Origin of the sequence: Salipaludibacillus daqingensis, assembly GCF_029891575.1 — a bacterium.
GTDB classification, from domain to species: domain Bacteria; phylum Bacillota; class Bacilli; order Bacillales; family Salisediminibacteriaceae; genus Salipaludibacillus; species Salipaludibacillus daqingensis.
Genome location: NZ_JARZHF010000010.1, coordinates 164,654 through 186,694 on the forward strand (window position 1 = coordinate 164,654; position 22,041 = coordinate 186,694).

The window sequence follows — 22,041 nt, forward strand, 5'->3', positions numbered from 1 at the left end:
ACGTGAATGTGAGTAAGAAAAGTTTCAGTGTATATATGTTAAAAGCAATGTAACTTTGTGAAGCAATTCACTTAAACTATAGTAGCGTTTCTTTAAGAAGAGACGTTATTTTTTATCTAAAATAGGAAAAAAATGTTAAACTTAAAATAAAAAAGCCTATTCAAGTAATAGGGAGATTACTTTAACAATTGTTGTTTTTGGAGGTGTAATAAATAGGATGGGTTATAGGAATAGGATTTGGGGTTTTTTCGATAATTTGGTTAGCAATGGAGATAGCAACATATGAGGATAAAGGTAAAAATGCACGTTATCACTTTAAAATTGTTAAAAGAAGTTTAATTTGTATAATTCCTTTATTTGCAATAGCAGGTGTTATTTATTATGTATTTTTAAATTAAACAAACGGGAAGCATTAGCGCAAGAACCATCGTTCTTTTTATGGCGCTATTGGGGAGTAAAGTAAAATTAGAAATGATAAAATGATTTATTACTTTTTAAGAGGAGAGCAATATGAATATTAGATTATTAAATAATAATGAAAGCCCGCCTATAGATTTATTGTTATTAGCGGACCCTTCTCGAAGTATGGTAGAGGAATATTTAAAGAGGGGAGAATGCTTTATTGCTGAGACTGATAACCTGGTTATTGGAGTTTTTGTATTACTTCCTACAAGACCTGACACTGTGGAGCTGATAAACGTTGCAGTGGCAGAAAAACATCATGGTAGAGGTATAGGGAAACTATTAGTAATGAATGCAATTCAAACAGCTAAAGGATTAGGTTACAAAACAATAGAAATTGGTACTGGAAATTCAAGTATAGGACAACTTGCCCTTTATCAAAAATGTGGATTTAGAATTACTGGTGTTGATATTGACTTTTTCATTAGACACTACCAAGAAGAGATAATCGAGAATGGTATACAGTGCAGGGATATGGTTCGTCTATCTTATGATTTATAAAAAAATTCTACTCTTCTTAACAAACGGAGTAGCATTTCTTTAACAAGGAATGCTCTTTTTTTATCCAATTAAAAAGGAAATAAATGTTAATATAAAATTAGAGGTTGGTTCTTCTTCAAGCCAGAGAGCCGAATAAGAGTACTTTCCTATCAAAGAAAAGTAGAAGAGACAATGGGGGTAATTATGTCAATTTTTCAATTGAAAAAGAAATCATATAAAAAGTCGGTAGAGTGGGTAAAGGAAAACGCTAATCACGTAGATACATTGACCGAAAGCAGAGGGGATGAGTTTTTTTTTTAGATAAAATTCTAGAGGATAAGCGAACTGTTTGGCTTGGTGAAAATGGTCATGGAATTGCTGAGCATAATCTTATCAAAACCAAATTAATAGAATTTCTCTATCATAAAATGGGATTCAAAGTGATAGCATTCGAAAGCGGATTAACTGAATGTTTTACATCGAACTACGAAAAAAATGAACTTTCAGTTGATGAATTAATGGATAAATCCGTTATCTCGGTGTGGAAAACAAAAGAAACATATCCATTATTTGAGTTAATAAAAGGGGGGAACATCATTGACAGAGCTTGTAAGAAATAATGAAGAAATTTTCATTATCATCTATTGTTTTATAATATTGTGGGTTAATTATAGCTTCATAAAGGATTTTAAAAATATTAAAAGAGGAATGGTTGAAATTTCGTCTGAAAGTGATTTTGATGAAAGTGATTTTGAAATAAATCCAAATACAGTATCATTTATGTTTTTTGCTTTAATGTTCAATTTTTTTCGCAGTTGGTTGATTTATATACTTGCAGTGTTAATTACCGAAAATTTATTTGTGGCTATTATTTCAGTTGTTTTATTTGTAATAAGTTTATACGATGTTTTGTTTAATTATAGTCTCGGAAAAGTAAAAAAATCTCTACCAAGAAAGTTATTCTTGGTATTATTTGACACTATATACATTACTGTTTTTGTAATCTATCTTTTTGTTTTCTAAGCTTTATTTATTTAACTAAGGTTAAGCAATAGTAAAACTACGAGTTGATATAGTGCAACTCTTTTTTACATTAATTGGAAAAAACGTGTTAAACTGAAGGGGAATATTAAAAAGTAATTATTGATGTTTTCAAAATTAATAAGGAGGAATCAAGGGAATGTTAATTATTGGCGCACTGCTTTTACCTTTCTTTATCTATTTACTTATTACAACCATAAAGTTCTCGAAAAGTGAAGAGTCTAAAGGTGAGAGAGGCCAAAAGATATTACTAAATTCATATAAAAATGCTTTTGGTGTATTTCCTATTGTGTGGTTTATTATAGAAATAATACACCGTTTAATTGTCGATATACCATATGGTACATATAGAGATACGATGTGGATATTAGTATTAATAGTATTTATAGTGTATGGATTCTCAATCAATTATTATAAAAAATAGACAATAATTCTAGCTGGATTTGAAATAAGGGTTTTAGCATATTCGAGTCACGTAATACCTATTGTTTTCATTTACGGAATTATTTCATCTGTCATTTCGGATATGATTAGTGTCAAAGTCAATAAGTACTCCAATGTTTTTTCTCTTGTGCTTCATATTTTATTTGGAATCGCATTTATCCTGCCGTATGAAGTTATTATTGAATCAATGGCCTTCACACAACTTACATTCAGCGAAATCTTTTTCAATTATGATACATTATTTTTTTCAATCTTTGCCGTTTTATTCTTTTTTATCGCTTATATTTTGAAGCGAAAGTTTAAATTAGAAGTGTGAACTTCTTAATAAGGTAAACTCCCTTCTTGAACAAAATGCGAGCGATAGTGAGATAAGGTTTACAATTTCATATCAGTAACTGGAAATATAATATCTATGATAATTATTCCGTAGTTATCAAAACAGGATCATGTTCACCCGTACTTTTTTTGATGCTCTTTCTTTTTCTGTAAGTACTCATCATCGGTTCGGACAATTTTCCATTTCTCTTCGAAAATCCGTGCTGATTCCGCTTTCTCTTCATTGATTTCTCGCGTGTTGATCTCTCCTTCCTTATCGTATTTCTTTCCTCCTTTATAGTTCGCGTAGCGCCTCGCTCTCGTGTAGCCCATTTGAATAAATTTCCGAGCCATATCCATTCCTACGAAGTCATCTGCTTCTTTGTACTCTTCAAAAAGTTGATAAATTTTCTCCGAAGACTCTCTTGCAATCTCAGGGGTTTTGAATCTCCAATGAGGCAGAATCTCCCCTTTATATGGTTCTACCATCAGAACTCCCTGCTCCCCGCGTCCCACTCTATACTTGTCAGGCTCTTTCCTAAAGTCAATGTTGTCAAAATCAAGATCGTAATCAAAACTCATCATATTCACATCCTTTCCAATAGATATTCCCACAAGACTGATGAACTTAAACGAAAGATAGACCTTCATGGTATAAAACTAATATGAAAAAGAGGTTGTTCTTTTGAAGAAGCTAAACTTAGGTACAACAAGTGAATGACAAGCAGGGGAGATTGCATTAGGCTGCATGCGAATGGACAATGTAATGTGTCGGACAAAGAAGCGTGGAAAGTGATACATACCGCTCTTGAAGAAGGAATGAACTTGTTTTGTAAAATTACGAGTTGCAATGATGCAGCTCTTTTTTTGTGCCAATAATTTGGAAAATGATGTTAAACTAAAGGGGAGTTTAGCAACATAGTAGATATTCTGTGAATATAATACACGAAAAGCTCACATAAGGAAGTAGTAACATATATTGAAGAAGCCACAAGTCATTATTTATAGAAGTAAAGGAGTTCATTAATGAGGAAAATTGCCTTTTTAGACATTATTTTTTACATAGCTATTCCTTATGTTCTCTGGAATTATGGAAGAGAACCTTTGGGAGATTATTATTCCATGCTACTTTCTACCGTTCCAGGTTTAGGGTATACAATTTATCGCTTTATTAAGCAAAAGCAATTTAATATTATGGGACTCTTCATCATTAGTTCGTTAATTCTTACAACCACTGTCAACCTACTTTCTAACAATGCGGAAAGTATGCTTTGGAACCAAGTATACTTAGGTTATTTTTTTGCTTCTATTTTTCTATTCTCTGTTATTCTAAAAAAACCATTAGCTCTTTTTTTTGCTGTTGATTTTGCATTTCTACAAGGTCATGCTCGTGAAAATAGTAAGGCGTTATTTTCATCTAAATCAATTTTTATATGGTTTCAACTATTAACTTGCTTCTTTGTTTTCCGTGGATTGTTCCAAAACACTCTTAAAGCATGGTTAATTAGCAACTATGGAGTTGATGGATATGGTCAAATGATTATATTTTTAACTGTAAGCGGATGGATATTTAATGCTTTGATATTTGCAGGTTTTATCTTTGTAAGCTCAAAAATTAATTATTATTTAAAAGAAAACGATTTTGATTTCCCTGTAAATAATGCAAAAGAATAAGTGCATAACAGATTCTTAACTATTTTAAAGTATTATCCTTATAAATAATTCATTTATGAACAATGTGATGATTTTCACTTAAACTAATGGGAGCGTTAGTTGAAGAAGAGAAATTTAATATGAACAAAAGCACCTGAGCGAATAACAAGGCGTTGTTGCTGTTGCGGCGGTAACTTAGCAGGTTATTTTGAGAACTTTATTTGAATTATATGGAATATGAAATACATATTTTAATTATTAGGAGGAATACGGTGTATAAATTATTAATGATATTTCTTTCATTCGTAATAATGGCTGGATGTTCTATTTCTTTTACTTCAGAGGATAAGAGAGAAGGAATAAACTTGGAAATAGAAGAGGGACTAAGTATCGGAGTTGTAGGTGACATTCCAGACTATGAAAATGACAAGGTGGATTTCACATCTGTTAATCCCGAATCACTTAAAGAAGAAGAGTATGATGCATACTTTGTAACGGATGCTTATTTTGAAGAGTTGGCTTCTGGAGAGTGGTATGACGTATTTACGAGCATTTCTGTACCTGTCTTCTTTATAAACACAAATAAAGAACTAATCATTTTTTTACATGAAGATTTTAACTACGGTACTGGCTTTGAAGCAACCAGTCATAGTACAGGATTAGCCAATGACAATGAAAAGAGACACCGTTGGGGATTCGGAGCCCCAGACCAGTCAACAGACGTCAACGATACTCCAGATATCATTTTTGAGTTAATATTAAAAACGATTGTCGAATACTACGAATAGCATAATAACTAGTAAACGCCAGCGAACAATTGCTATTCGTCTTCAACAAACGGGTAGCGATAGTGGAATAAGCAGTTGTTTCTGTAATGGCTAAAAGGGAGGTTAGCATCATAATAGAAACATACTGTAATGGAGAAGAGCGTTTAGCAGTTTAGATCTTTCAAATGGAGGAGAGTGTGTCTTCGTGCTATGGATAATCACACAGAATGAAGAAAGTTTGATGAATGTAAAAGAGGTTACGGTTAAGGGGAAGTATATTGAAGGTGTTGTAGGTAGAAGTTTAATCAACGAGTGGAGTAAATTGTTAGGAAAGTACGAATCGAGCAAAAGAGCAAAAGAAATCATTAATGAAATTTATAAAAAGATTGAAGAGGAAAAAGATAGCCCTGTAACTTTTACGATGCCAAAAAAATGAATATAGACCAATTGCAATAGTTGATTGAAGGAGCTGTTGTTTGTTTTGTGTGCTCGGGGAATTCAGTAACTTAAGAAGGAGTGAAAAGTTTGCCAACTTGTCAAAATTGTTATAAACACTGGAGTTGGAAACAAACGTTCAAGAGCTCATCTAATTTAGATATAGGAATGAAGTGTCCATTTTGTAATACGAAGCAATACCCCACTGCGAAAACGAGTAAAAGAACTTTTTTATTATCCGTTATTACCCTACTGCCTATGATTCTACCATTTTTTAATATTTCACCTGTCATTCCTTTTATTTCAATTTTTGTTCTGGGAGCACTGTTTATACTGATTCATCCGTTTTATACAGAAGTATCTAATGAGGAAACAACACTGGCATCAAAGTAATGTATTTTTCACTAACGGAAGAGCGATAGCACAGGAAGCTATCGCTGCTCTTATACTAGTAAAGGGTTTCTTCAATTAAGTAGATACCATTTTCTTATTAAACTTACAGGCAGAGTAATTAAAAATGTAGGAGAGAACCCAATGGATATAGGTAACCTAATAGCAAAAGGAAATACTGCAAAAATTTATCATTCCGACAACAAAATAGTAAAAATTTTTAACGATTTTTTGCCTGATACTGAATCTATAAATGAAGCAAACAAGCAAAAGTATGCATATTCATGTGGACTTCCTGTATCTGAGATTTTAGGTGTTACTAAGATAAACGGAGAACAAGCAATTATAATGGAATATGTTAAGGGAGAAACATTAGGAGTTTTAATGTTCGAAGATAAAGAACAAGCAGAGTATTACTTGAATATTTCAGTCGATATGCAACTGAAAATTCATAGCATTAATCCTAATCCAGAAGCAATCGAACCGATGTATGATAAATTATACCGTCAAATTGAGACTATGAATAAATTAGATGAAAAACAAAAGTATGATTTGTTAAAGAAATTGAATTCATTTACTTATGAAAATAGGCTCTGTCATGGAGACTTTCATTTATTTAATTTGATTAAGACAGATAACCAAGTGGTAGTTATAGATTGGGTCGATTCCAGTGCAGGAGACATCCATGCTGATGTATATCGGACCTATCTTTTATATTCCCAAGTTTCATCTGAATTAGCTGATATGTACTTGCGACTTTATTGTGAAAAGAGCGGAATTTTAAAATCTGACGTTTTTCAATGGGCTCCAGTCATTGCTGGTGCAAGGTTATCTGAAAGTGTCTCAACGGAGAATTCTGAACGACTTATGATGATTATAAATCAATACTGCTCATTGTGAAATGATAACACCTATGTGCGTAATTCCACTAAAAGCAATGGGGAAAAGAGTTGAAAAACACTAGAGAAAACCTGAACGGGAGGCTGTGTTTAAATTGGAATGCTTAGGCTGTAATTTAGCAAATAAACAGGAACCAGTTAATGTAGTTTTAGAGGATGACTATGTTTGTTGTTTCTTGGACCATGACCCGTATAATGAAGGGCATATCTTAATATTACCTAAAAAACATACAAGGTATTTTGATGAACTTGATGAAAAAACAGCTGATTCAATAATGAAGTCTGCAAAGATTCTCTCAAAGGTAATTAAGGAATTGTTTAAACCTGATGGTATTACTATATGTCAAAATGGTGGTAACTTTGATGAGTTAACTCACTTTCATATGCACGTTGTACCGAGATATGAAGGACAAAATTTTGCAGATTTTTATGAGGGAGAATCTGAACAAGTATTAGTAGATAAAGTTAGGTTATCAATAACCAAAAAGAAAATAATCAATGCGATAAACAGTTTTTAGAAAGGATTAGCTTATAATGCTAACGGAGTAGCGTTCGTGGAAGAACCGTTGCGTCTGTTATGGCGCAAACGGTGTAGGTTACTTGAACAATAAGTTCTATATCAGAAAGTTCAAATAAAGGTAGTATAAGAAGTTCATTTAAGAGGAGGGAATTTTTATGGGGAAATTGATTCTTGCTGGAGGTGGGGATGCGGAACAAACCTTATCAATTGATAAAGAATTTGCAAATTTAATCAACAAGGAAAAACCATTCTTATACATCCCCATTGCAATGGATATCAACGCTATCCCCTATGATTCTTGCTTCAATTGGATAAACAGTGTTTTTAATCCGCATGGAATAGAAGAAATTAAGATGTGGACCGAAAGCGAGCTAAATAATAAGAGTGTTGAAGATTTAAAGCAATTTTCGGCAGTATATATAGGTGGTGGTAATACATTCAGCCTGTTAAAAGATTTTAAAGAAACATTTTTCACAAATGTTTTAAAAGACTATTTAGCAAAAGGCGGAATTATATACGGTGGTAGTGCAGGGGCGATTATCTTTGGAGAAGATATAAGGACTTGTTCTCATATGGATTCTAACAATGTTGGTTTAAAAGAATTCAATGGTTTAGGTATTGTAGGGAATTATTCCATATGGTGCCACTACAATGTGGCTAACGATGATTTAATTAGTAATTATATATTTCAATATAAAAATTCAGTTATCTCATTACCAGAAGAATCAGCGTTATTTATAGATGATGAAGTGATAAAAGTAATCGGAACAAAGCCTGCTATTTTATTTGGTGAGGAAAATAAGAAGATAATTCAACCAGGAACGTTATTAAGCTATCGGGGTAGCGATATTGTATAACAAGCTGTGGTGCAATAAGAGAGGAGAAAATGAAATGGGCTTAGCTTTTGGGTTATTTTCTTTAGGCGTTGGATTCGCTTTTATGGGATATTTTATAGGAAGTGGTTTACAAAATTTAGCCGTCCAGATAAAGGGAACAATTTCAATCTTTTAATTAAAGAAAGTGACTTGAAATACCACCTTCACCTCAAACAAAGTGAAGTAGACGAATTATTACATAAATTCCCTAATATTCCAAGCGTAGAATTGAAAGGGAAAAAACATTTCCCTTATAACCAATTGATGGAATGGTTATCATCTAATGAGATTCAAAACAAATGAGCTTCTTGCGCTAACGGGCGAGTTTTAGTTACACAAGCATATATGAAAATAATGACAAGAAGAAAGTTCTTCGTTTCATTATAATAAGCGATTTATACTGTGATTTCGGTTGTGAAAGTTGTGTGATTAAGCTTGTGAATTTTCCTGAGTTTTTCTGTTTTGCATCTCTGAAGTAAACGCATTAGGGTATTCCAGAGTGTTTATTTATTCGGAGCAGGACTTATAAAAAATATAGAATATAGTAGTAAATATTATCTAGAGGAGAATGTTTATGGCTCAAATATCAATTCAGGAATTAACGGTGAAAAATATGTATAAATGCCTAAAACTGAAGTTAGCGGAGGATCAAGTTGATCGAATTGCTCCTAATGTTTATTCCATTGCAGAGTCTAAAGTAGATCCCAATTTTACACCGTATGCAATACATTTGGATGAGGAAGTTATAGGTTTTGTGATGACGGAAAATGATCTAAACGAGATCGAAGAGAGGAAGTATTGGATTCCTAGGTTTATGATTGATGTCTCTTATCAAAGAAAGGGATACGGGAAAGATGCAATGCAACAAGTCATAGATATGCTCAAAAAGAATGATGACTGTCATTATATTGGCCTTTCAACAGAGCCAGACAATTATCCCGCACTTCGATTCTATGAATCACTTGGATTCGTAAACACAGGCGAGATGTTAGAGGAAAGTGAAGTTATTTTACTATTAAAAGTATAGACGGTAACCTTCGCTAATGCCCGATTTGGAAAAAATGAGTTATTTATCTGATGAAGTGACCAATAGCTTTGATATTATGATTATTAAACAACTGATTGATGCCATATAGAATGATAACCCAACAATGATAGTGTTGACCATAACTAATATTTTGTTAATTCCATAGCTACTAAAAAGATAGAATTAACGCCATTTTATTCAATAAAAGAGTAAAGGTGAGGGCATAAGTTTACCTTTCTTTAACTAAAGAGAGAGCTTTAGCGCAAGAACCATCGTTCCTATTATGACGCTATTGGGGTGCATTAGAAGAGTATTTGAATATTTGGGGGAATGGTTGTTATGAAAAATGAAAAGAAACCACTTGTAATTGCTATTGCTGGAGTCTCTGGTGGAGGGAAAACTATCATTACAAATTACTTGAATGATAAATTAAACAATTCCAAGGTATTTTCTTTTGATGATTACGATTTTGAGGGTCCATATGACATTATTGATTGGATTGATAAGGGAGCTAATTATAATGAATGGAATTTAGACCCACTAATTCAAGATATTAAAATGTCACTTACTGAGCCTTTAAATTATATTTTACTTGACTATCCGTTTGCTTATAAGCATACGAAAACAAGTATTTTTATTGATTTAGCTATATATATTGATACCCCATTGGATATTGCAATGGCACGGCGACTACTAAGGGATTTTAAAAATAGTTCTACTGAAAATATCCTCTTTGATATGGAAAATTACGTTTTAAATGGAAGACGGGGATATCTTGAGATGTTAAAGACGATTAAACCAAATTCGGATATTACAGTGGATGGAACTCTATCTATATCCCAAATTACAGATGAGATATACGATAAAGTTTCAGCCAATAAAACCATTACATGATGGTAACGTAATTGTACAAACGGGAAGCATTAATTGAACATGCTGTTGCTCCAGTTATGGTGCTATTGGGGAGGCTGCATTAAGAAAAATAGTAAAAAACTACACATTTTTTCTTTAAATCAAACATTAAGGCAGGTGATAGTGTGGCGAATAACATAAAGGAATTCCTCTTTGAACCTAATAAGTATTATTGGACAAAACTGATAATAATGCTCTTACTTATTACAATATATTGGATATCTAATCGTTTTTATGGAAATGACAATATTCTCAGCGCTATTATAATTATTATTTTCATCTTATATACTACTTTATATTTAGCTAATTTAATAAATAAAAAACGAGGTGCAAATTGTTCGTAACATACTCAATTGTGTTAAGGGAGGAGTTTCAAAAATGCCAGTAATTCTAACAAGTATTTTTTCAGCTATAATAATTTTCATTACTATTTTTTCTATGATTAAGGTATTAAGTATAGCTTATAAAAGAAAAGAAATTTCGATCTTAAAATATAGAATTTTAGCAGTTTCATTTATAGTGGTAGGTATGTTTATTGCTTCTATTTTACCTTTTGGTTATCAAAAAGTATTTGAAATAAACATCTAATTATTGAATATGTGAAAAAGTACACTTAAAGTAACTTGGTTAGCGATAGTTTAAGAAACCTATGGTGTTGTATAGTGTAAATACATTTAACTCGTACAAGAGTGCGCACATTTTTAGCGCTCTTGTATTTACGATCATTTCCAGTGCACCACTAATGATCCCAAATTTTATGGTTGCAAAAAAGAATCATATAAGTACAAATAATATTGTGGTGATAATCTTAACACTATGTAATCAGATTGTGTTTATTTTACCAATATTTATCGTAGTCTATAAATTTTTAGAGTGTTTTGTATCGGAATTTAATTGAACGATATTGTTAGAAAAGCGACTGAGATATCTTAGTCGCTTACAGCTTGTTGTGATTACTTTCAAGACCAGGCCATCTTTGTCATCGACCGTTTTCATGTAGCTCGAGATGTTTTAAAGAATTTTTCGGGATCAACCTAAATATCGAGCTATCCGTAAGAAGTTAGCGATCTATGACACGGAACGATTTACGGTGTAATTAAATAGTTGCCGTTGGAACCATCGGTCATATGAAAAAGGAAGAATAATAACAAGGTATTTGTGAATATATGGTAAAATCCCCTTATAGTTTTATCGCTGCTTTTTCTGATAATTCTACGAAACTTGTAGAATTAAACGGACATTATCAACAGGAAAGACTTTTACAACCTCAATTAATATCACTATTAAATAAGAAGTTCAAAATAAAAAATATTGGAGAGGTGTTCTCTCCAATACTTTTATGAAGGAGTGATTTTTTTGAAATTCTTAGCTACATTTTTTACTATTATAGGTTTAATTATTTTGACATCACTATTAGGTGGAGAAGTTGAAGTTCTTAATCCTATTTTATTTTTTCCATTCCTTATTGTATCAATTGTACTTTGTATAAAAAATGTATCTTTATTACCGAAGGATGAGCCAAGAGCCTATTACATTTGGTTAGCTGCATCTTTTATTCCCTGCTATTTGCTTATACTCATCGTTAGTATTTCATCTGGAGGCAATTATTTCCCTTGGTATTTTATGTTTTGGGATTTTATCTTTTTACCGAGTCTTATCACGATGCAGATCATTATTCATGCTGTGATAAAGGAATATTTTAGTAAATAGTAACTGTGTCAATCCCCTAAAAACTGGGGGGATCAAAGGATTGAAGTTAGGGGCTGATGACTATGTAACGAAACCTTTTGATGAATCGGAACTTCTGGCAAGAATGGATGCCCTATTAAGACGGCTGAATCAAGGAGAGAAAATAGAATTTAATGGACTTGTGTGGGATGGTGAACGGCATGAATTGAATTTTAATGAAAAGAATATTCGATTAACGCCAAAGGAGTTTTCCATGATTGGATATGTCATGAAGCACCCAGATCGAGTATTCAGTCGTGAACAACTCATAGAGTTAATTTGGGGATTTGATTCAGAAACAGAAGGAAGAACGATTGACTCCCATGTTAGAAATATACGTGATAAAACCCGGCATGTAGGTTTTCCTATCGATGAACATTTCATGACCGTCTGGGGAGTAGGATACAAATGGGTAAGATAGTTAATGGTTATTGTAAACTTCATTAAATCTTTATAACTTATGCACAGATTCTCGATATTTATTGTGCAAGATTGAGGTATACAATAAATAAAGGAGATGGCGCAGATGAAAAAATTAATAATAGGAGTCCTATCATTAGGATTAGTTGTAACAGGAGGTGCTGCCGTTTACGCTCAAAGTGATGCGAATAATAGTGAAGGAATGTTCAATTTTGGGCAGATGAGTAAGATCATGGCGGTCGTTCATCCGGACCAGTCAGAAGATGAATTGAAAGACATGTACAACACAATGCATGGTACAAATGGTGCAGCCCCTAGTGCAAATTTCAATGAGATGGCTGAACATATGGGAGACATGGATGTTGCAGGTGGCTTTATGAGTGAGATGCATGAAGAGCTTTCAGAAGAGGATTTTGAAAAAATGGTTGAATTTATGGATGAAGCTAATGGAAAAGTTAATTTTGGGCAAATGAAAAAACTAATGGAAGAAATCCATCCTGACTTAACTAATGAGGAAATCAAAGATATGTATCAATTGATGCATGGAACAAATGGAGCATCTCCAAGCGCTAACTTTAATGGAATGCATAATTAAAAGAACAATAAGAATTTATGCTATTAAACTTTCATGTATGGAGCGGTAAATGTAAAAAGTACAAAATTAATGGGAGTATGATAGTTATGAAGAAAAAACTAATCGGATTAATGTTACTTGCGCTTGTATTGGTACTTGTAGCTTGCGGAGGAAATGAAGATGTAACGGAAATTGAAAATCAATCTGGAGATAATGTCTCTTCAAGTGAAGTAAACTTAGTTGCATCTAATTGGGATTTTGATGAAGATACTTATATAGCTGACGCAGGTGATGTGACGTTTAACCTTACGAATGAAGAAGGTCATCACGGAATTATGATTGATGGAACAGATGTAGAGATCGATGGGGAAGGTTCTGCAAGAGCGTCTTTAGAACCTGGAGAATATACAATCTATTGCAGTATTCCTTGTGGCGAAGGCCATGATGATATGGAAGCAACGTTAGTAGTAGAATAGAAACGTTAATTTAAAGAGCAATGACTAATTAGCTAAATGCTAAGTCATTGTTCTTTTTCTTGTCTATAGAAGCACTTAATTTATAGGCTTAGTTATTCGAAATTGTTGATTCTCTTTTTTGGACTGCAATAATACGTGATTAATCCACGACACTTCGCTGCGACCTCGGAATGGGAAGGAAGTTGATTTTTTTTCATAGAATTTATTACATGAATGAATTTTATAATTAAGATTTTCGACAATTAGACGAATGAAATCATCCTTGACGAGTTTAATATTCGTTTTTAAATGTAAGATCGTAGTGAAAGATGTTGACTCCCGCAGGCGAAGCATAGTCTCAAGATCCACTTTGGCGAAGATTCATCGAGCCGAAGTTAGCTGAAGATAAGCCCTGGGAAAAGCGTCCGCCTGTAGTAAAGATCTCGTCATTTGAACTGGGTGTAAATGATAATATTCGTTTAAGTCCTCACTCACGACAATGAGGTGTATTAATTCTTCATGAGTAACCTCTAATTTAGGAGTAATCCCTTCTTTATCTTCCAAATGTAAGCTTAATATTTTGTTCTTATATGAAACAGTTTTTTTTATTTCACTTTTTGTCATCACGTCTTGGTGATGTTCATGATGTGGTTCATCTTTCATTCATTCATTCATTCATTCATTCATTCATTCATTCATTCATTCATTCATTCCTCCTAATTTCAGATTCGTGTCATTAAGTGTTTTCTCTTTTGCGAAATTTAGGTTCCCAACTGTTATAAGGATGAGAACGATGCTGTGCTGGTCCAGGAGATACTTTAGGTGCATGCTTTGGACCATTTTCTTTTTCAGTAGCTTTTTGGAGAGCAACTTGGATTGGCTGCCATCTTTTTAACATTAAGACAAGGAAACATATAGACACTCCTGTTATTCCATATACTACCCACGGTAAATAGCTGATTTCCGTCCCGATTTCAAGGAGCCTCCCACCAATAAAATTACCACTTGCCTCACCTAATCCAGCAACCACATTCGCTAGTCCAAAAAATAGCCCAATTATTTCTGCCCTTGATAATTGTGACACAGTGCTATCAATGGTTGGTAAGATTAGCATTTCACCTATTACAAAAATAGCGCCACTTATAACTAGATGAATAAATGAACTAGACCAATACAATGAACCAACACCAAAACCGATAAAAACCATACCAAAGCCAAGTGCAGTAAGTGGATGAATACGTTGAATAATTCTAATCGTCACGATTCCCTGTGAAAAAATAACGATGACACTGTTAATGGTCCATATTAATGCTACATTTTTTGGATCAGGTAAAATATCAGTAGCGCGCAAAGGTAATGCCAATGCAAGTTGTGCATACAAAGCCCAAATTAATATACTAACTGCACCGAATGCTAAAAATGGTTTATTTTTAAGCACTTTACGATAAGCACCTGGTGGAATGGTAGGACAAGGGGCGTCACCACAATTTCGAGGTAAAAACAACCAACTTTTCAATGTCAGTACAACATAAATAATTCCTGCTATCCAAAAAATAATTTGCGAAGAACCAGTAATTAAAAAGAAAACAATAAGTCCAGCGCCTGCTGTTCCCACATTTGCTGCAATCCCCCGTAGAGAAAAAGCAGTTGTTTGATTTTCTTTCGATGCCAAAGCTGCGATTGCTGCTTTCGTGGAAGGTGCGTTTAAGCCATTCCCTAACCCAATGGTGATTGCCATTAATAAAAGTAATAAATATGCAGTAAAAAGACCAAATCCAATTAAGCCTCCAGCACCAATTAGAGCTCCTAATCCGATAATAAATCTTCTTCCAATTCGATCAGCTAGAAATCCACCGAAAATACTTCCAAATTGAAAGGAAATTGCGATAGCTGCCAGAACAGTACCTATTTGAATAAGTGTTAATCCTGCTTCTAATCTTAACATGATGGGTAAAATTGGAATGACCATATATGTACCTAAATGAGACAAAAACACTCCTAACATCAAAATGAACATCGACCGTTCCAATTTCATTATTTCCCTTAATCCCATTTAACTCCTCCTTAATACTAGTAATTCGAATAAAAGCAGGTAACAAAATGTTACCTGCTCATTACTTTACATTGTCGCCATTTGACGGCATTCTTCAGCGCACTGACGGCAGATGTTAGCACATTCTTGACAATGTGCATCTTTGAATTTAGCACATTCAGTGGCACAAGCATCACAAATCAGAGCACAGAGTTGGCAAAACTGGTTCGCATACATACTTCCACGGGACATCCATTGCGATGCCATGGAACAAATGTCTGCACAATCCCTTAGAATATTAATACAGTGTACTCGTGCTTGAACGTCAGCTTCCTTTAGACAAGAAGTTAAACATTCTTCACATGATTGCATACATTTGTTACAAGCATCAATACATTTTTGATATTGCTGGACGGATGAATCTACTGTTGTCATATATAATCTCTCCTTTGATTTGAATCATTTATTATTGTTTTCTACTTAGATTCAGATAATCTGGAAATACATACCACGAACAGAAATAAGTCCAGAAAAATTTGTTGGATGGACCACTGAATTAATTGCTTTGTTCTTCATTTAAAACTGATAGTAGTAGAAAATACCTATTTTCTTTCTTCCTTTGCATGGACATTAATACTTGAAAATCACTGCAAAATTCAATCCTTCATGATTTTAGATGTTATATATATATATTTAACGTTGTAAATCCCGCATATTCCTGATTTCTCCCCATAAATTAAATTTATTTTAGGCTTCAGGTTGCTTTTCAGCTTTCCGAAATTTTGTGCAGTTTTGTACTTAAAGTAAAGGGTGCAATAGCACAATAAGCTGCTGTCGCTCTTGTTCAACTATTGGAGAGTTTAGTTGAATAAGCTGAAACTTACGGAGTGATAGTCCGTAAACATTATTAGTAGTCATGTGGTAGTGGTAGTGATAGCATAACAAGCTGTCACTATGCTTTAAGTAACGGGAGCGATCGTGAATAACAAGCTGTGGTGTAATAAGAGAGGAGAAAATGAAATGGGCTTAGCTTTTGGGTTATTTTCTTTAGGCGTTGGATTCGCTTTTATGGGATATTTTATAGGAAGTGGTTTACAGAATTTTAGCCGTCCAGATAAAGGGAACAATTTCAATCTTTTAATTAAAGAAAGTGATTTGAAATACCACCTTCACCTCAAACAAAGTGAAGTAGACGAATTATTACATAAATTTCCTAATATTCCAAGCATAGAATTTAAAGGGAAAAAACATTTTTCTTATAACCAATTGATGGAATGGTTCTCATCTAATGAGATTCATAACAAATGAGATTTTTGTGCTAACAAATAGCAATCCTTTTAAAAGCAAGGATTGCCCTTTTAATTGAAAAAAGAGGGAGAATTCTGTGTTAAGACTTGAATGATAAGGGGTTACGGTAATGAGAAATAGAGATTCAGTAGTAATAATAGAAATTAAAAAAGTTAGATATAATTACATAGACAATTTGAATTTTGACAACTCAACAATTGTGCCAAATTGAGGTATAGCAGGGAAGATATCAAGGTGCAACCTTTTGTTGCACCTTGATGCGCCTATAGTTATCTTTACTTTAGATATTCACTCTAATAATAATGGAATAAGAAGGAGGTATAGAGAGTATGTTTGGAAATAAATTAAAAAAAGAAAGAGAGCAAAGAGAATGGTCCCAGGAATACCTCGCTGAAAAAATACAAGTTAGTCGTCAATCAATTTCAAAGTGGGAGACTGGTAAAAACTATCCGAGTATCGAATTGATTATCGACCTAAGTGATTTATTCGGTATCACGATTGATGAATTATTAAGGAGCGATGAAAAATTGAAGGGGAAAGTAGTTCAAGATAGTAAACAGAAACTAAATTGGCAATCACACTTTTTAATTGGTATAGGTGTTCTGATAGGGATTGTAATTGTTAGCATGATCAAAAATGATGGAATTAATTGGATGGCTACTGTTGAAGTAATAGGTATAACAGCTCTCTTATTTCTTACTTATTTGTTTATCCGTAAGGGGGTAAGAGTAGTAGAACAAAGAAAGTAGATAAATAAACGGAGTAGCAATCGTTGAGTAAGCTGTTGTTGTGGTGGTGCTATCGGAGAAGAGTTGAACAAGGAAATACACAAAATATGTGAATGGAGGAAATTTTAATGGAATATATTAAGGTTTCTCTTTCAAATGAAAGGTTGTCTTTAAGGGAATTTACTAAAGATGACTGGAAAGATGTCCATAGATACGCATCCAAAGATATTGTTTGTCAATATCAACCTTGGGGACCTAATACAGAGAATGACTCAAAAAGTTTTGTTAATATGGTAATTAAAGATGCGACCGAAGAACCCAGAACAAGGTTTGTTTTTGCAATTATTTATAAAGAGAATATGATTGGAGCTGGGGAATTTAACATTAGAGATTTTACTAATAGAGTTGGAGAAATTGCTTATATCGTTAACCCCGATTATTGGAGAAAAGGAATTGCAACTGATGTAGCTAAACTGTTGATTGATTTTGGATTTAAAGAACTTAAACTTCATCGTATATATGCAACTTGTGACCCCAGAAACATCGGTTCATCAAAAATATTAGAGAAAATCGGAATGATTAAGGAAGGTAGAATTCGTGAAGATTTGTTAGTAAAAGATGGTTGGCGAGATTCTTTACTATATAGTGTTTTAGAACACGAATGGAAAAAGTAATATAACAAGCGTTCTTAGTTTAAAGGGAGCTTTACCGCAAGAATTTTCGTTTCTGTTACTGCTCTATCGGGGAACCACTTGAATAAGTATGGATAACAAATAAGCTGGTAAAAGTAAAAGTTGGAACTCTGGAGGATGAAATAGATGGACAAAATAACTGACTTGGTTTTAGATATAGCAGGAGTCATATCAACCAACTTTTCACCGATTTTATGGGAGGATTTATCTTCAAAATATAAAATTCCATATGATGACCTTATTAAGTTTAGAAAAGTAATTCGAAAAGAGTTATGGACTGGAAGAATTGATGAAAAAGAGTTTTGGATTAGGTTTTCAAAAAGATTCCCAACTATCGATAGAGAATATGCTAAAAACAAATTATTATCATTGATTACACCTTTACCAGCTATTGACGAAATCCCGATGTGGAGTAAGTATGCAAATATACATTTGTTAAGTAATCATCGTATAGAATGGGTGAAACACATAATTAGTCCAATTCAAGAATACATAACCACTATAACTATTTCAGGTGATGTTGGATTTTGTAAACCACAAGTGGATATATACTTAAAAGTTAAATCCCACTTTTACAGTAAGGGAAATGTGCTATTCGTTGATGACCAGTTGAAAAATCTGAGTGGAGCACGAAATATAGGTTGGAACACTTTACTTGCAGACGCCAAAGGTGAATGGATTAAAAAAGTTAGTCATCAGTTATTTAACTAAAGGGTAAGCATTTCTCTAATAAGGAATGCTTTTTTCTTATCCATTTAAAAGGAAATAAATGTTAAGATTATATTAGAAGAAGGATGTTCTTCAAGTATAAGGGAGGTTTGTTTAATAAGGACATACCCTTAAACTACGGTGAAATTAGTTGAACAAGAGGGGATTATGGAAAATTCTATATGTATTAATTTTTAATTCTTACACCAAATTTTTTAGGAGTGACTAAAAATGAGTATATATCCTGATTGTCCAACTATAACTAGAACAGTAGAAGTTGGCGGACTTACAAAAACGCAACTTATTCAGAAATTGCAACAATACTCCATCTTGATTAATGAGTATGGAGAAAAAATGTTTGCTGATAAAAAATTTACTACTTCTGATACAAAGTACAGCCTGAAGACCGTAGAACTATCCGTTATGGACCTTGGCTTTCCTGATGGAGCTACTACGGCTCAACTCTTTAAAAGAGCGAGAGAACTTGGTTTGGGATTGGGTCCTCTTGAACTGGGACCTCACCTAAGACTGGAGTATCTGGACCAGCCTGAAGGTTATTCGGAAAATGCCTCACAACAAAATAAAGCGCCTTCTGGCTCTATTACAATAGCATCGGAGATACTAACTAAAGAAGATGATTTTCCTCAAGGCTTTTACCTTAGACGGATTAATGGCGTGTTGTGGCTACGTGGATATATTGCTGACCAATTGCACGTTTGGAAGCCTGAAGACAACTTTATCTTTGTAAAAGAAGAATCTTGAAACTAAGAGGTACTTAACTTCTATTGTTCAACAAACGGACAGCTTTAGCTCACAAATGGCTACTTGTGAGGGTGGTTTTTTTGAAAAATGAGGTGGTTTCAATGGAGAGGGTTAAATGGATAAATGGAAGCCATAAAGAAGATGACCGTATTTTTGATTCGGAGTTTGAAGTTAAAGAATGGACAGAAGCGTTATACCCAGATTTTGTTGCCTATTTAAATAATAATAGTAATGTAGGCTATGCAACACCTGATGAAAGGGTAATTAAATATTTAGCATCTCTTTTTCCTCAATGGGCTGTTTATATCAATATGCAAATCGATGTCTGTACAGAAAAAACAGAAACAAATGGTAAAATTATCTTTAAAATTTGGACAGTGAAATTATAATTAATTTCACTAACGGGTGCAATAGTTGAAGAAGCCTTTGGCGCTGTTACGGCGGTAAAGGGAGAATACTTTATTAAACAAGTGATAATTTACGTTATTATATTTGAAGAGAAAAGGAGTGAGTTAAATGGGGCAAAGTCATTCTCAGTGTCTTTATTATCTTTGTTGCTGTAATGCTGAGTTTTATCGCTAAAAATTTGATTTCTATAATGAGTTTTTGGATTTTATCTGGTCTGTCTATTTACTTCCTTTTTAATGCTAAAAAAGAAAGTGAGACATCTGAATAAAATTTTTTTATTTAACAACCGGGGGTATTTCTTTAATAAGGAAACGGTAAATCATATCAAATTTTTTTTTGAAAGGAGTGGTTAAAATAATTAAACTATTGGGAAGAAAAATCAGTTTATCTAAATTGGCTTCTTATTTCATGATGGTAGCAAGTCTGATTATTATTGTTTTAAACCTTATTTATACAACTATTTATAATACTTCTCTCGTTAATTGGAATATGGCTATTGGTGTCTTGTTGTTCGTTTTTAGTTGTTACTTAATCAATGAGAACTTTTCAAAAAACTAACATGGTCACAAATTCAGAAATATGTTTTAACCCCAGTACTTATTGTCTTTACTGTGCTAATGGGAGCGTTAGTTGAAGAAGGATAGTAAATTTAAAGTCAAAAAACGCTCAGATATCTGAGCGTTTTTTCTTGTTATTTATAGTGTTAGTTTACTAGTGAAATGTTTGCTAATTAGTATGATATTTACATTGTTATTAGCACTTTTCTCCCCATCAACCGAACCCGTTAGTTTATTCAAATATAGGATGAGGAAGGGATTTACTTCTATATCAATTGATGAAACTTATGAAACAGTTGAGTAGATTTTCGGTATAATTACCAGTTCAATAGAAGGTAAACAAGGATTATTTGTTTTATTCGTGATAATGATTATTGCGATTTTCTTTAGTAAGATTGATAGTCAAACACTTTTTGATGATTTTTTTCAAAACCTTTACCGAAAATCTAATCAATTATTCGAAAAAATTAGGAAGTAAATTGACTGAGAATCATTCATAACCAAAACATAATATGTTGCATAATAATCTATAACGGATAGCAATCATTTAACACGCTGTTGCTCCTGTTGCGTTGTTAAGAACGGGGGTAGCAATAGTGATAATCAGAAAGGATAACGCAAAATGGAAAATTATAATATTAATGAACTAACTCATGAGGATATAGACACTTTATATTTTATTGCGAAAATACATGAAGAACTCCCGACAGCTTGGATTGACGAATATAAAGTATCTGATGAAACAATAAATAATACTGCTGAAGAATTAATCCTAAAACACAAAAAAAAACAAATTTACTTTTCAATTATAGGATATAACGGTTGAAGAAGTTTTTGTAGCTGTTGCGGAGCTAAAAAATTCAGTAAGAAGCAATTTTGTTTTTGGCGGGAAGTATTAGAAAAAGGGAGGGGACTATTTGAGCATTTGGAAGATGTATGCGATCACATTTGTTGAAATAATCATTTTCTTAGTTGTGGGATTTCTTTTGACTGACAAAGTATTAAGCAATATATATGAAAGTTCAGGTATACCTTATGTAGGGAATGTTGGTGTAGTTTGGTTTGGCTTATCTTTTTTACTATTTTGTCTATATACATTTTATATCTTATCTATCATGAAAGCCAAGAGGACTCCTTCCTCAAAAATTCGATAGAATTTTAGGTGGGAGGTGAATTGGCGGTTTTGGTACTAGAATTTTTATAATTTTTTGGGTAATATAAACATATTAGAACTTATGTTTGGGGGGTGAAAATCAAATGGCAAACTACAAAACCATGCAAATTTGTGTCAAAAAAGGACACCGAATGCACGAATATTTTCAAGAGATGTGCCAACGTGCCAAGAACATGCATAACACAACCAACTTTTATATCCGACAAGTTTATACGTCTTTAACACAAGAAAAGGAGTTGCAACCTCTTCAAAGCGAAGTGTTGGATTCCATTCAA

At 33.1% G+C, this 22,041-nt stretch carries 28 protein-coding genes and 2 pseudogenes; 26 read left to right on the forward strand and 4 right to left on the reverse strand.

Annotated features, from left to right (window positions below; all coding sequences use genetic code 11):
- Positions 1–510 precede the first annotated feature (510 nt).
- The 3 genes from QDN89_RS18675 (at position 511) to QDN89_RS18685 (ending at position 2,407) form a co-directional block, all read left to right on the forward strand.
- Complete coding sequence (locus tag QDN89_RS18675) at positions 511–963, forward strand: GNAT family N-acetyltransferase (protein WP_280771685.1); 453 nt, start codon at positions 511–513, stop codon at positions 961–963.
- Between the two features lie 576 nt (positions 964–1,539).
- A complete protein-coding gene (locus QDN89_RS18680) occupies positions 1,540–1,965 on the forward strand; it encodes a hypothetical protein (RefSeq protein ID WP_280771686.1) in 426 nt (141 codons plus the stop codon).
- A 157-nt stretch (positions 1,966–2,122) separates the two neighbouring features.
- The gene (locus tag QDN89_RS18685; RefSeq protein WP_280771687.1) at positions 2,123–2,407 is read left to right on the forward strand and encodes a hypothetical protein; all 285 of its coding nucleotides are present in this window, start codon (positions 2,123–2,125) and stop codon (positions 2,405–2,407) included.
- A 470-nt stretch (positions 2,408–2,877) separates the two neighbouring features.
- Here the strand turns inward: QDN89_RS18685 and QDN89_RS18690 are convergent, their stop codons facing one another.
- Positions 2,878–3,324 (reverse strand): DUF4385 domain-containing protein, encoded by a 447-nt coding sequence (locus QDN89_RS18690; RefSeq protein ID WP_280771688.1) that lies wholly within the window; start codon positions 3,322–3,324, stop codon positions 2,878–2,880.
- Positions 3,325–3,768: 444 nt separating this feature from the next.
- Here QDN89_RS18690 and QDN89_RS18695 point away from each other — a divergent pair, with 444 nt between their 5' ends.
- From QDN89_RS18695 to QDN89_RS18760, 14 genes and pseudogenes are all read left to right on the forward strand, one after another.
- Positions 3,769–4,416: a VC0807 family protein gene (locus QDN89_RS18695; protein WP_280771689.1), complete on the forward strand. Its 648-nt coding sequence runs from the start codon at positions 3,769–3,771 to the stop codon at positions 4,414–4,416.
- Between the two features lie 251 nt (positions 4,417–4,667).
- Positions 4,668–5,183, forward strand: a complete 516-nt coding sequence (locus QDN89_RS18700; RefSeq protein ID WP_280771690.1) for a hypothetical protein — start codon at positions 4,668–4,670, stop codon at positions 5,181–5,183.
- Between the two features lie 184 nt (positions 5,184–5,367).
- Positions 5,368–5,598 carry a hypothetical protein gene (locus QDN89_RS18705; protein ID WP_280771691.1) on the forward strand — a complete coding sequence of 77 codons (231 nt, stop codon included), beginning with the start codon at positions 5,368–5,370 and terminating at the stop codon, positions 5,596–5,598.
- A gap of 80 nt (positions 5,599–5,678) precedes the next feature.
- Positions 5,679–5,990: a TIGR04104 family putative zinc finger protein gene (locus tag QDN89_RS18710; RefSeq protein WP_280771692.1), complete on the forward strand. Its 312-nt coding sequence runs from the start codon at positions 5,679–5,681 to the stop codon at positions 5,988–5,990.
- Positions 5,991–6,131: 141 nt separating this feature from the next.
- Positions 6,132–6,887 carry an aminoglycoside phosphotransferase family protein gene (locus QDN89_RS18715; RefSeq protein ID WP_280771693.1) on the forward strand — a complete coding sequence of 252 codons (756 nt, stop codon included), beginning with the start codon at positions 6,132–6,134 and terminating at the stop codon, positions 6,885–6,887.
- Positions 6,888–6,981: 94 nt separating this feature from the next.
- Positions 6,982–7,404: an HIT family protein gene (locus QDN89_RS18720; protein ID WP_425335424.1), complete on the forward strand. Its 423-nt coding sequence runs from the start codon at positions 6,982–6,984 to the stop codon at positions 7,402–7,404.
- 157 nt (positions 7,405–7,561) lie between these two features.
- Positions 7,562–8,263 (forward strand): Type 1 glutamine amidotransferase-like domain-containing protein, encoded by a 702-nt coding sequence (locus QDN89_RS18725; protein ID WP_280771695.1) that lies wholly within the window; start codon positions 7,562–7,564, stop codon positions 8,261–8,263.
- Between the two features lie 592 nt (positions 8,264–8,855).
- Positions 8,856–9,308: a GNAT family N-acetyltransferase gene (locus QDN89_RS18730; protein ID WP_280771696.1), complete on the forward strand. Its 453-nt coding sequence runs from the start codon at positions 8,856–8,858 to the stop codon at positions 9,306–9,308.
- A gap of 339 nt (positions 9,309–9,647) precedes the next feature.
- Positions 9,648–10,202 carry a nucleoside/nucleotide kinase family protein gene (locus QDN89_RS18735; protein ID WP_280771697.1) on the forward strand — a complete coding sequence of 185 codons (555 nt, stop codon included), beginning with the start codon at positions 9,648–9,650 and terminating at the stop codon, positions 10,200–10,202.
- Between the two features lie 396 nt (positions 10,203–10,598).
- Positions 10,599–10,808 carry a hypothetical protein gene (locus tag QDN89_RS18740; protein WP_280771698.1) on the forward strand — a complete coding sequence of 70 codons (210 nt, stop codon included), beginning with the start codon at positions 10,599–10,601 and terminating at the stop codon, positions 10,806–10,808.
- A gap of 768 nt (positions 10,809–11,576) precedes the next feature.
- Positions 11,577–11,930, forward strand: a complete 354-nt coding sequence (locus QDN89_RS18745; RefSeq protein WP_280771699.1) for a hypothetical protein — start codon at positions 11,577–11,579, stop codon at positions 11,928–11,930.
- A 31-nt stretch (positions 11,931–11,961) separates the two neighbouring features.
- Positions 11,962–12,369, forward strand: a pseudogene (locus QDN89_RS18750) (response regulator transcription factor); the annotation flags it as partial.
- 105 nt (positions 12,370–12,474) lie between these two features.
- Positions 12,475–12,963 carry a hypothetical protein gene (locus QDN89_RS18755; RefSeq protein ID WP_280771700.1) on the forward strand — a complete coding sequence of 163 codons (489 nt, stop codon included), beginning with the start codon at positions 12,475–12,477 and terminating at the stop codon, positions 12,961–12,963.
- Between the two features lie 86 nt (positions 12,964–13,049).
- A complete protein-coding gene (locus QDN89_RS18760; protein ID WP_280771701.1) occupies positions 13,050–13,418 on the forward strand; it encodes a cupredoxin domain-containing protein in 369 nt (122 codons plus the stop codon).
- 360 nt (positions 13,419–13,778) lie between these two features.
- Here QDN89_RS18760 and QDN89_RS18765 read toward each other — a convergent pair whose 3' ends face one another.
- The 3 genes from QDN89_RS18765 to QDN89_RS18775 all read right to left on the reverse strand — a co-directional run bounded on the left by QDN89_RS18765 (position 13,779) and on the right by QDN89_RS18775 (position 15,864).
- On the reverse strand, positions 13,779–14,060 hold the full coding sequence (locus QDN89_RS18765) for a hypothetical protein (RefSeq protein WP_280771702.1): 282 nt from the start codon (positions 14,058–14,060) through the stop codon (positions 13,779–13,781).
- Positions 14,061–14,133: 73 nt separating this feature from the next.
- The gene (locus tag QDN89_RS18770; RefSeq protein WP_280771703.1) at positions 14,134–15,450 is read right to left on the reverse strand and encodes an MFS transporter; all 1,317 of its coding nucleotides are present in this window, start codon (positions 15,448–15,450) and stop codon (positions 14,134–14,136) included.
- Positions 15,451–15,516: 66 nt separating this feature from the next.
- Positions 15,517–15,864: a four-helix bundle copper-binding protein gene (locus QDN89_RS18775; protein ID WP_280771704.1), complete on the reverse strand. Its 348-nt coding sequence runs from the start codon at positions 15,862–15,864 to the stop codon at positions 15,517–15,519.
- Positions 15,865–16,449: 585 nt separating this feature from the next.
- Here QDN89_RS18775 and QDN89_RS18780 point away from each other — a divergent pair.
- From QDN89_RS18780 to QDN89_RS18820, 9 genes and pseudogenes are all read left to right on the forward strand, one after another.
- Positions 16,450–16,737, forward strand: a complete 288-nt coding sequence (locus QDN89_RS18780) for a DNA-binding protein (protein ID WP_280771705.1) — start codon at positions 16,450–16,452, stop codon at positions 16,735–16,737.
- A gap of 329 nt (positions 16,738–17,066) precedes the next feature.
- Positions 17,067–17,486, forward strand: a complete 420-nt coding sequence (locus QDN89_RS18785) for a helix-turn-helix transcriptional regulator (RefSeq protein ID WP_342394391.1) — start codon at positions 17,067–17,069, stop codon at positions 17,484–17,486.
- A 107-nt stretch (positions 17,487–17,593) separates the two neighbouring features.
- Positions 17,594–18,139 (forward strand): GNAT family N-acetyltransferase, encoded by a 546-nt coding sequence (locus QDN89_RS18790; protein ID WP_280771706.1) that lies wholly within the window; start codon positions 17,594–17,596, stop codon positions 18,137–18,139.
- Positions 18,140–18,283: 144 nt separating this feature from the next.
- Positions 18,284–18,868 (forward strand): HAD family hydrolase, encoded by a 585-nt coding sequence (locus QDN89_RS18795; protein ID WP_280771707.1) that lies wholly within the window; start codon positions 18,284–18,286, stop codon positions 18,866–18,868.
- A gap of 228 nt (positions 18,869–19,096) precedes the next feature.
- Positions 19,097–19,627 carry a helicase gene (locus QDN89_RS18800; RefSeq protein ID WP_280771708.1) on the forward strand — a complete coding sequence of 177 codons (531 nt, stop codon included), beginning with the start codon at positions 19,097–19,099 and terminating at the stop codon, positions 19,625–19,627.
- A gap of 80 nt (positions 19,628–19,707) precedes the next feature.
- Positions 19,708–20,016: a hypothetical protein gene (locus tag QDN89_RS18805; protein WP_280771709.1), complete on the forward strand. Its 309-nt coding sequence runs from the start codon at positions 19,708–19,710 to the stop codon at positions 20,014–20,016.
- 1,198 nt (positions 20,017–21,214) lie between these two features.
- Positions 21,215–21,418, forward strand: a complete 204-nt coding sequence (locus QDN89_RS18810; protein ID WP_280771710.1) for a hypothetical protein — start codon at positions 21,215–21,217, stop codon at positions 21,416–21,418.
- 91 nt (positions 21,419–21,509) lie between these two features.
- The gene (locus QDN89_RS18815) at positions 21,510–21,746 is read left to right on the forward strand and encodes a hypothetical protein (RefSeq protein WP_280771711.1); all 237 of its coding nucleotides are present in this window, start codon (positions 21,510–21,512) and stop codon (positions 21,744–21,746) included.
- 103 nt (positions 21,747–21,849) lie between these two features.
- Positions 21,850–22,041: pseudogene (locus tag QDN89_RS18820) on the forward strand (RNA-guided endonuclease InsQ/TnpB family protein); the annotation flags it as partial.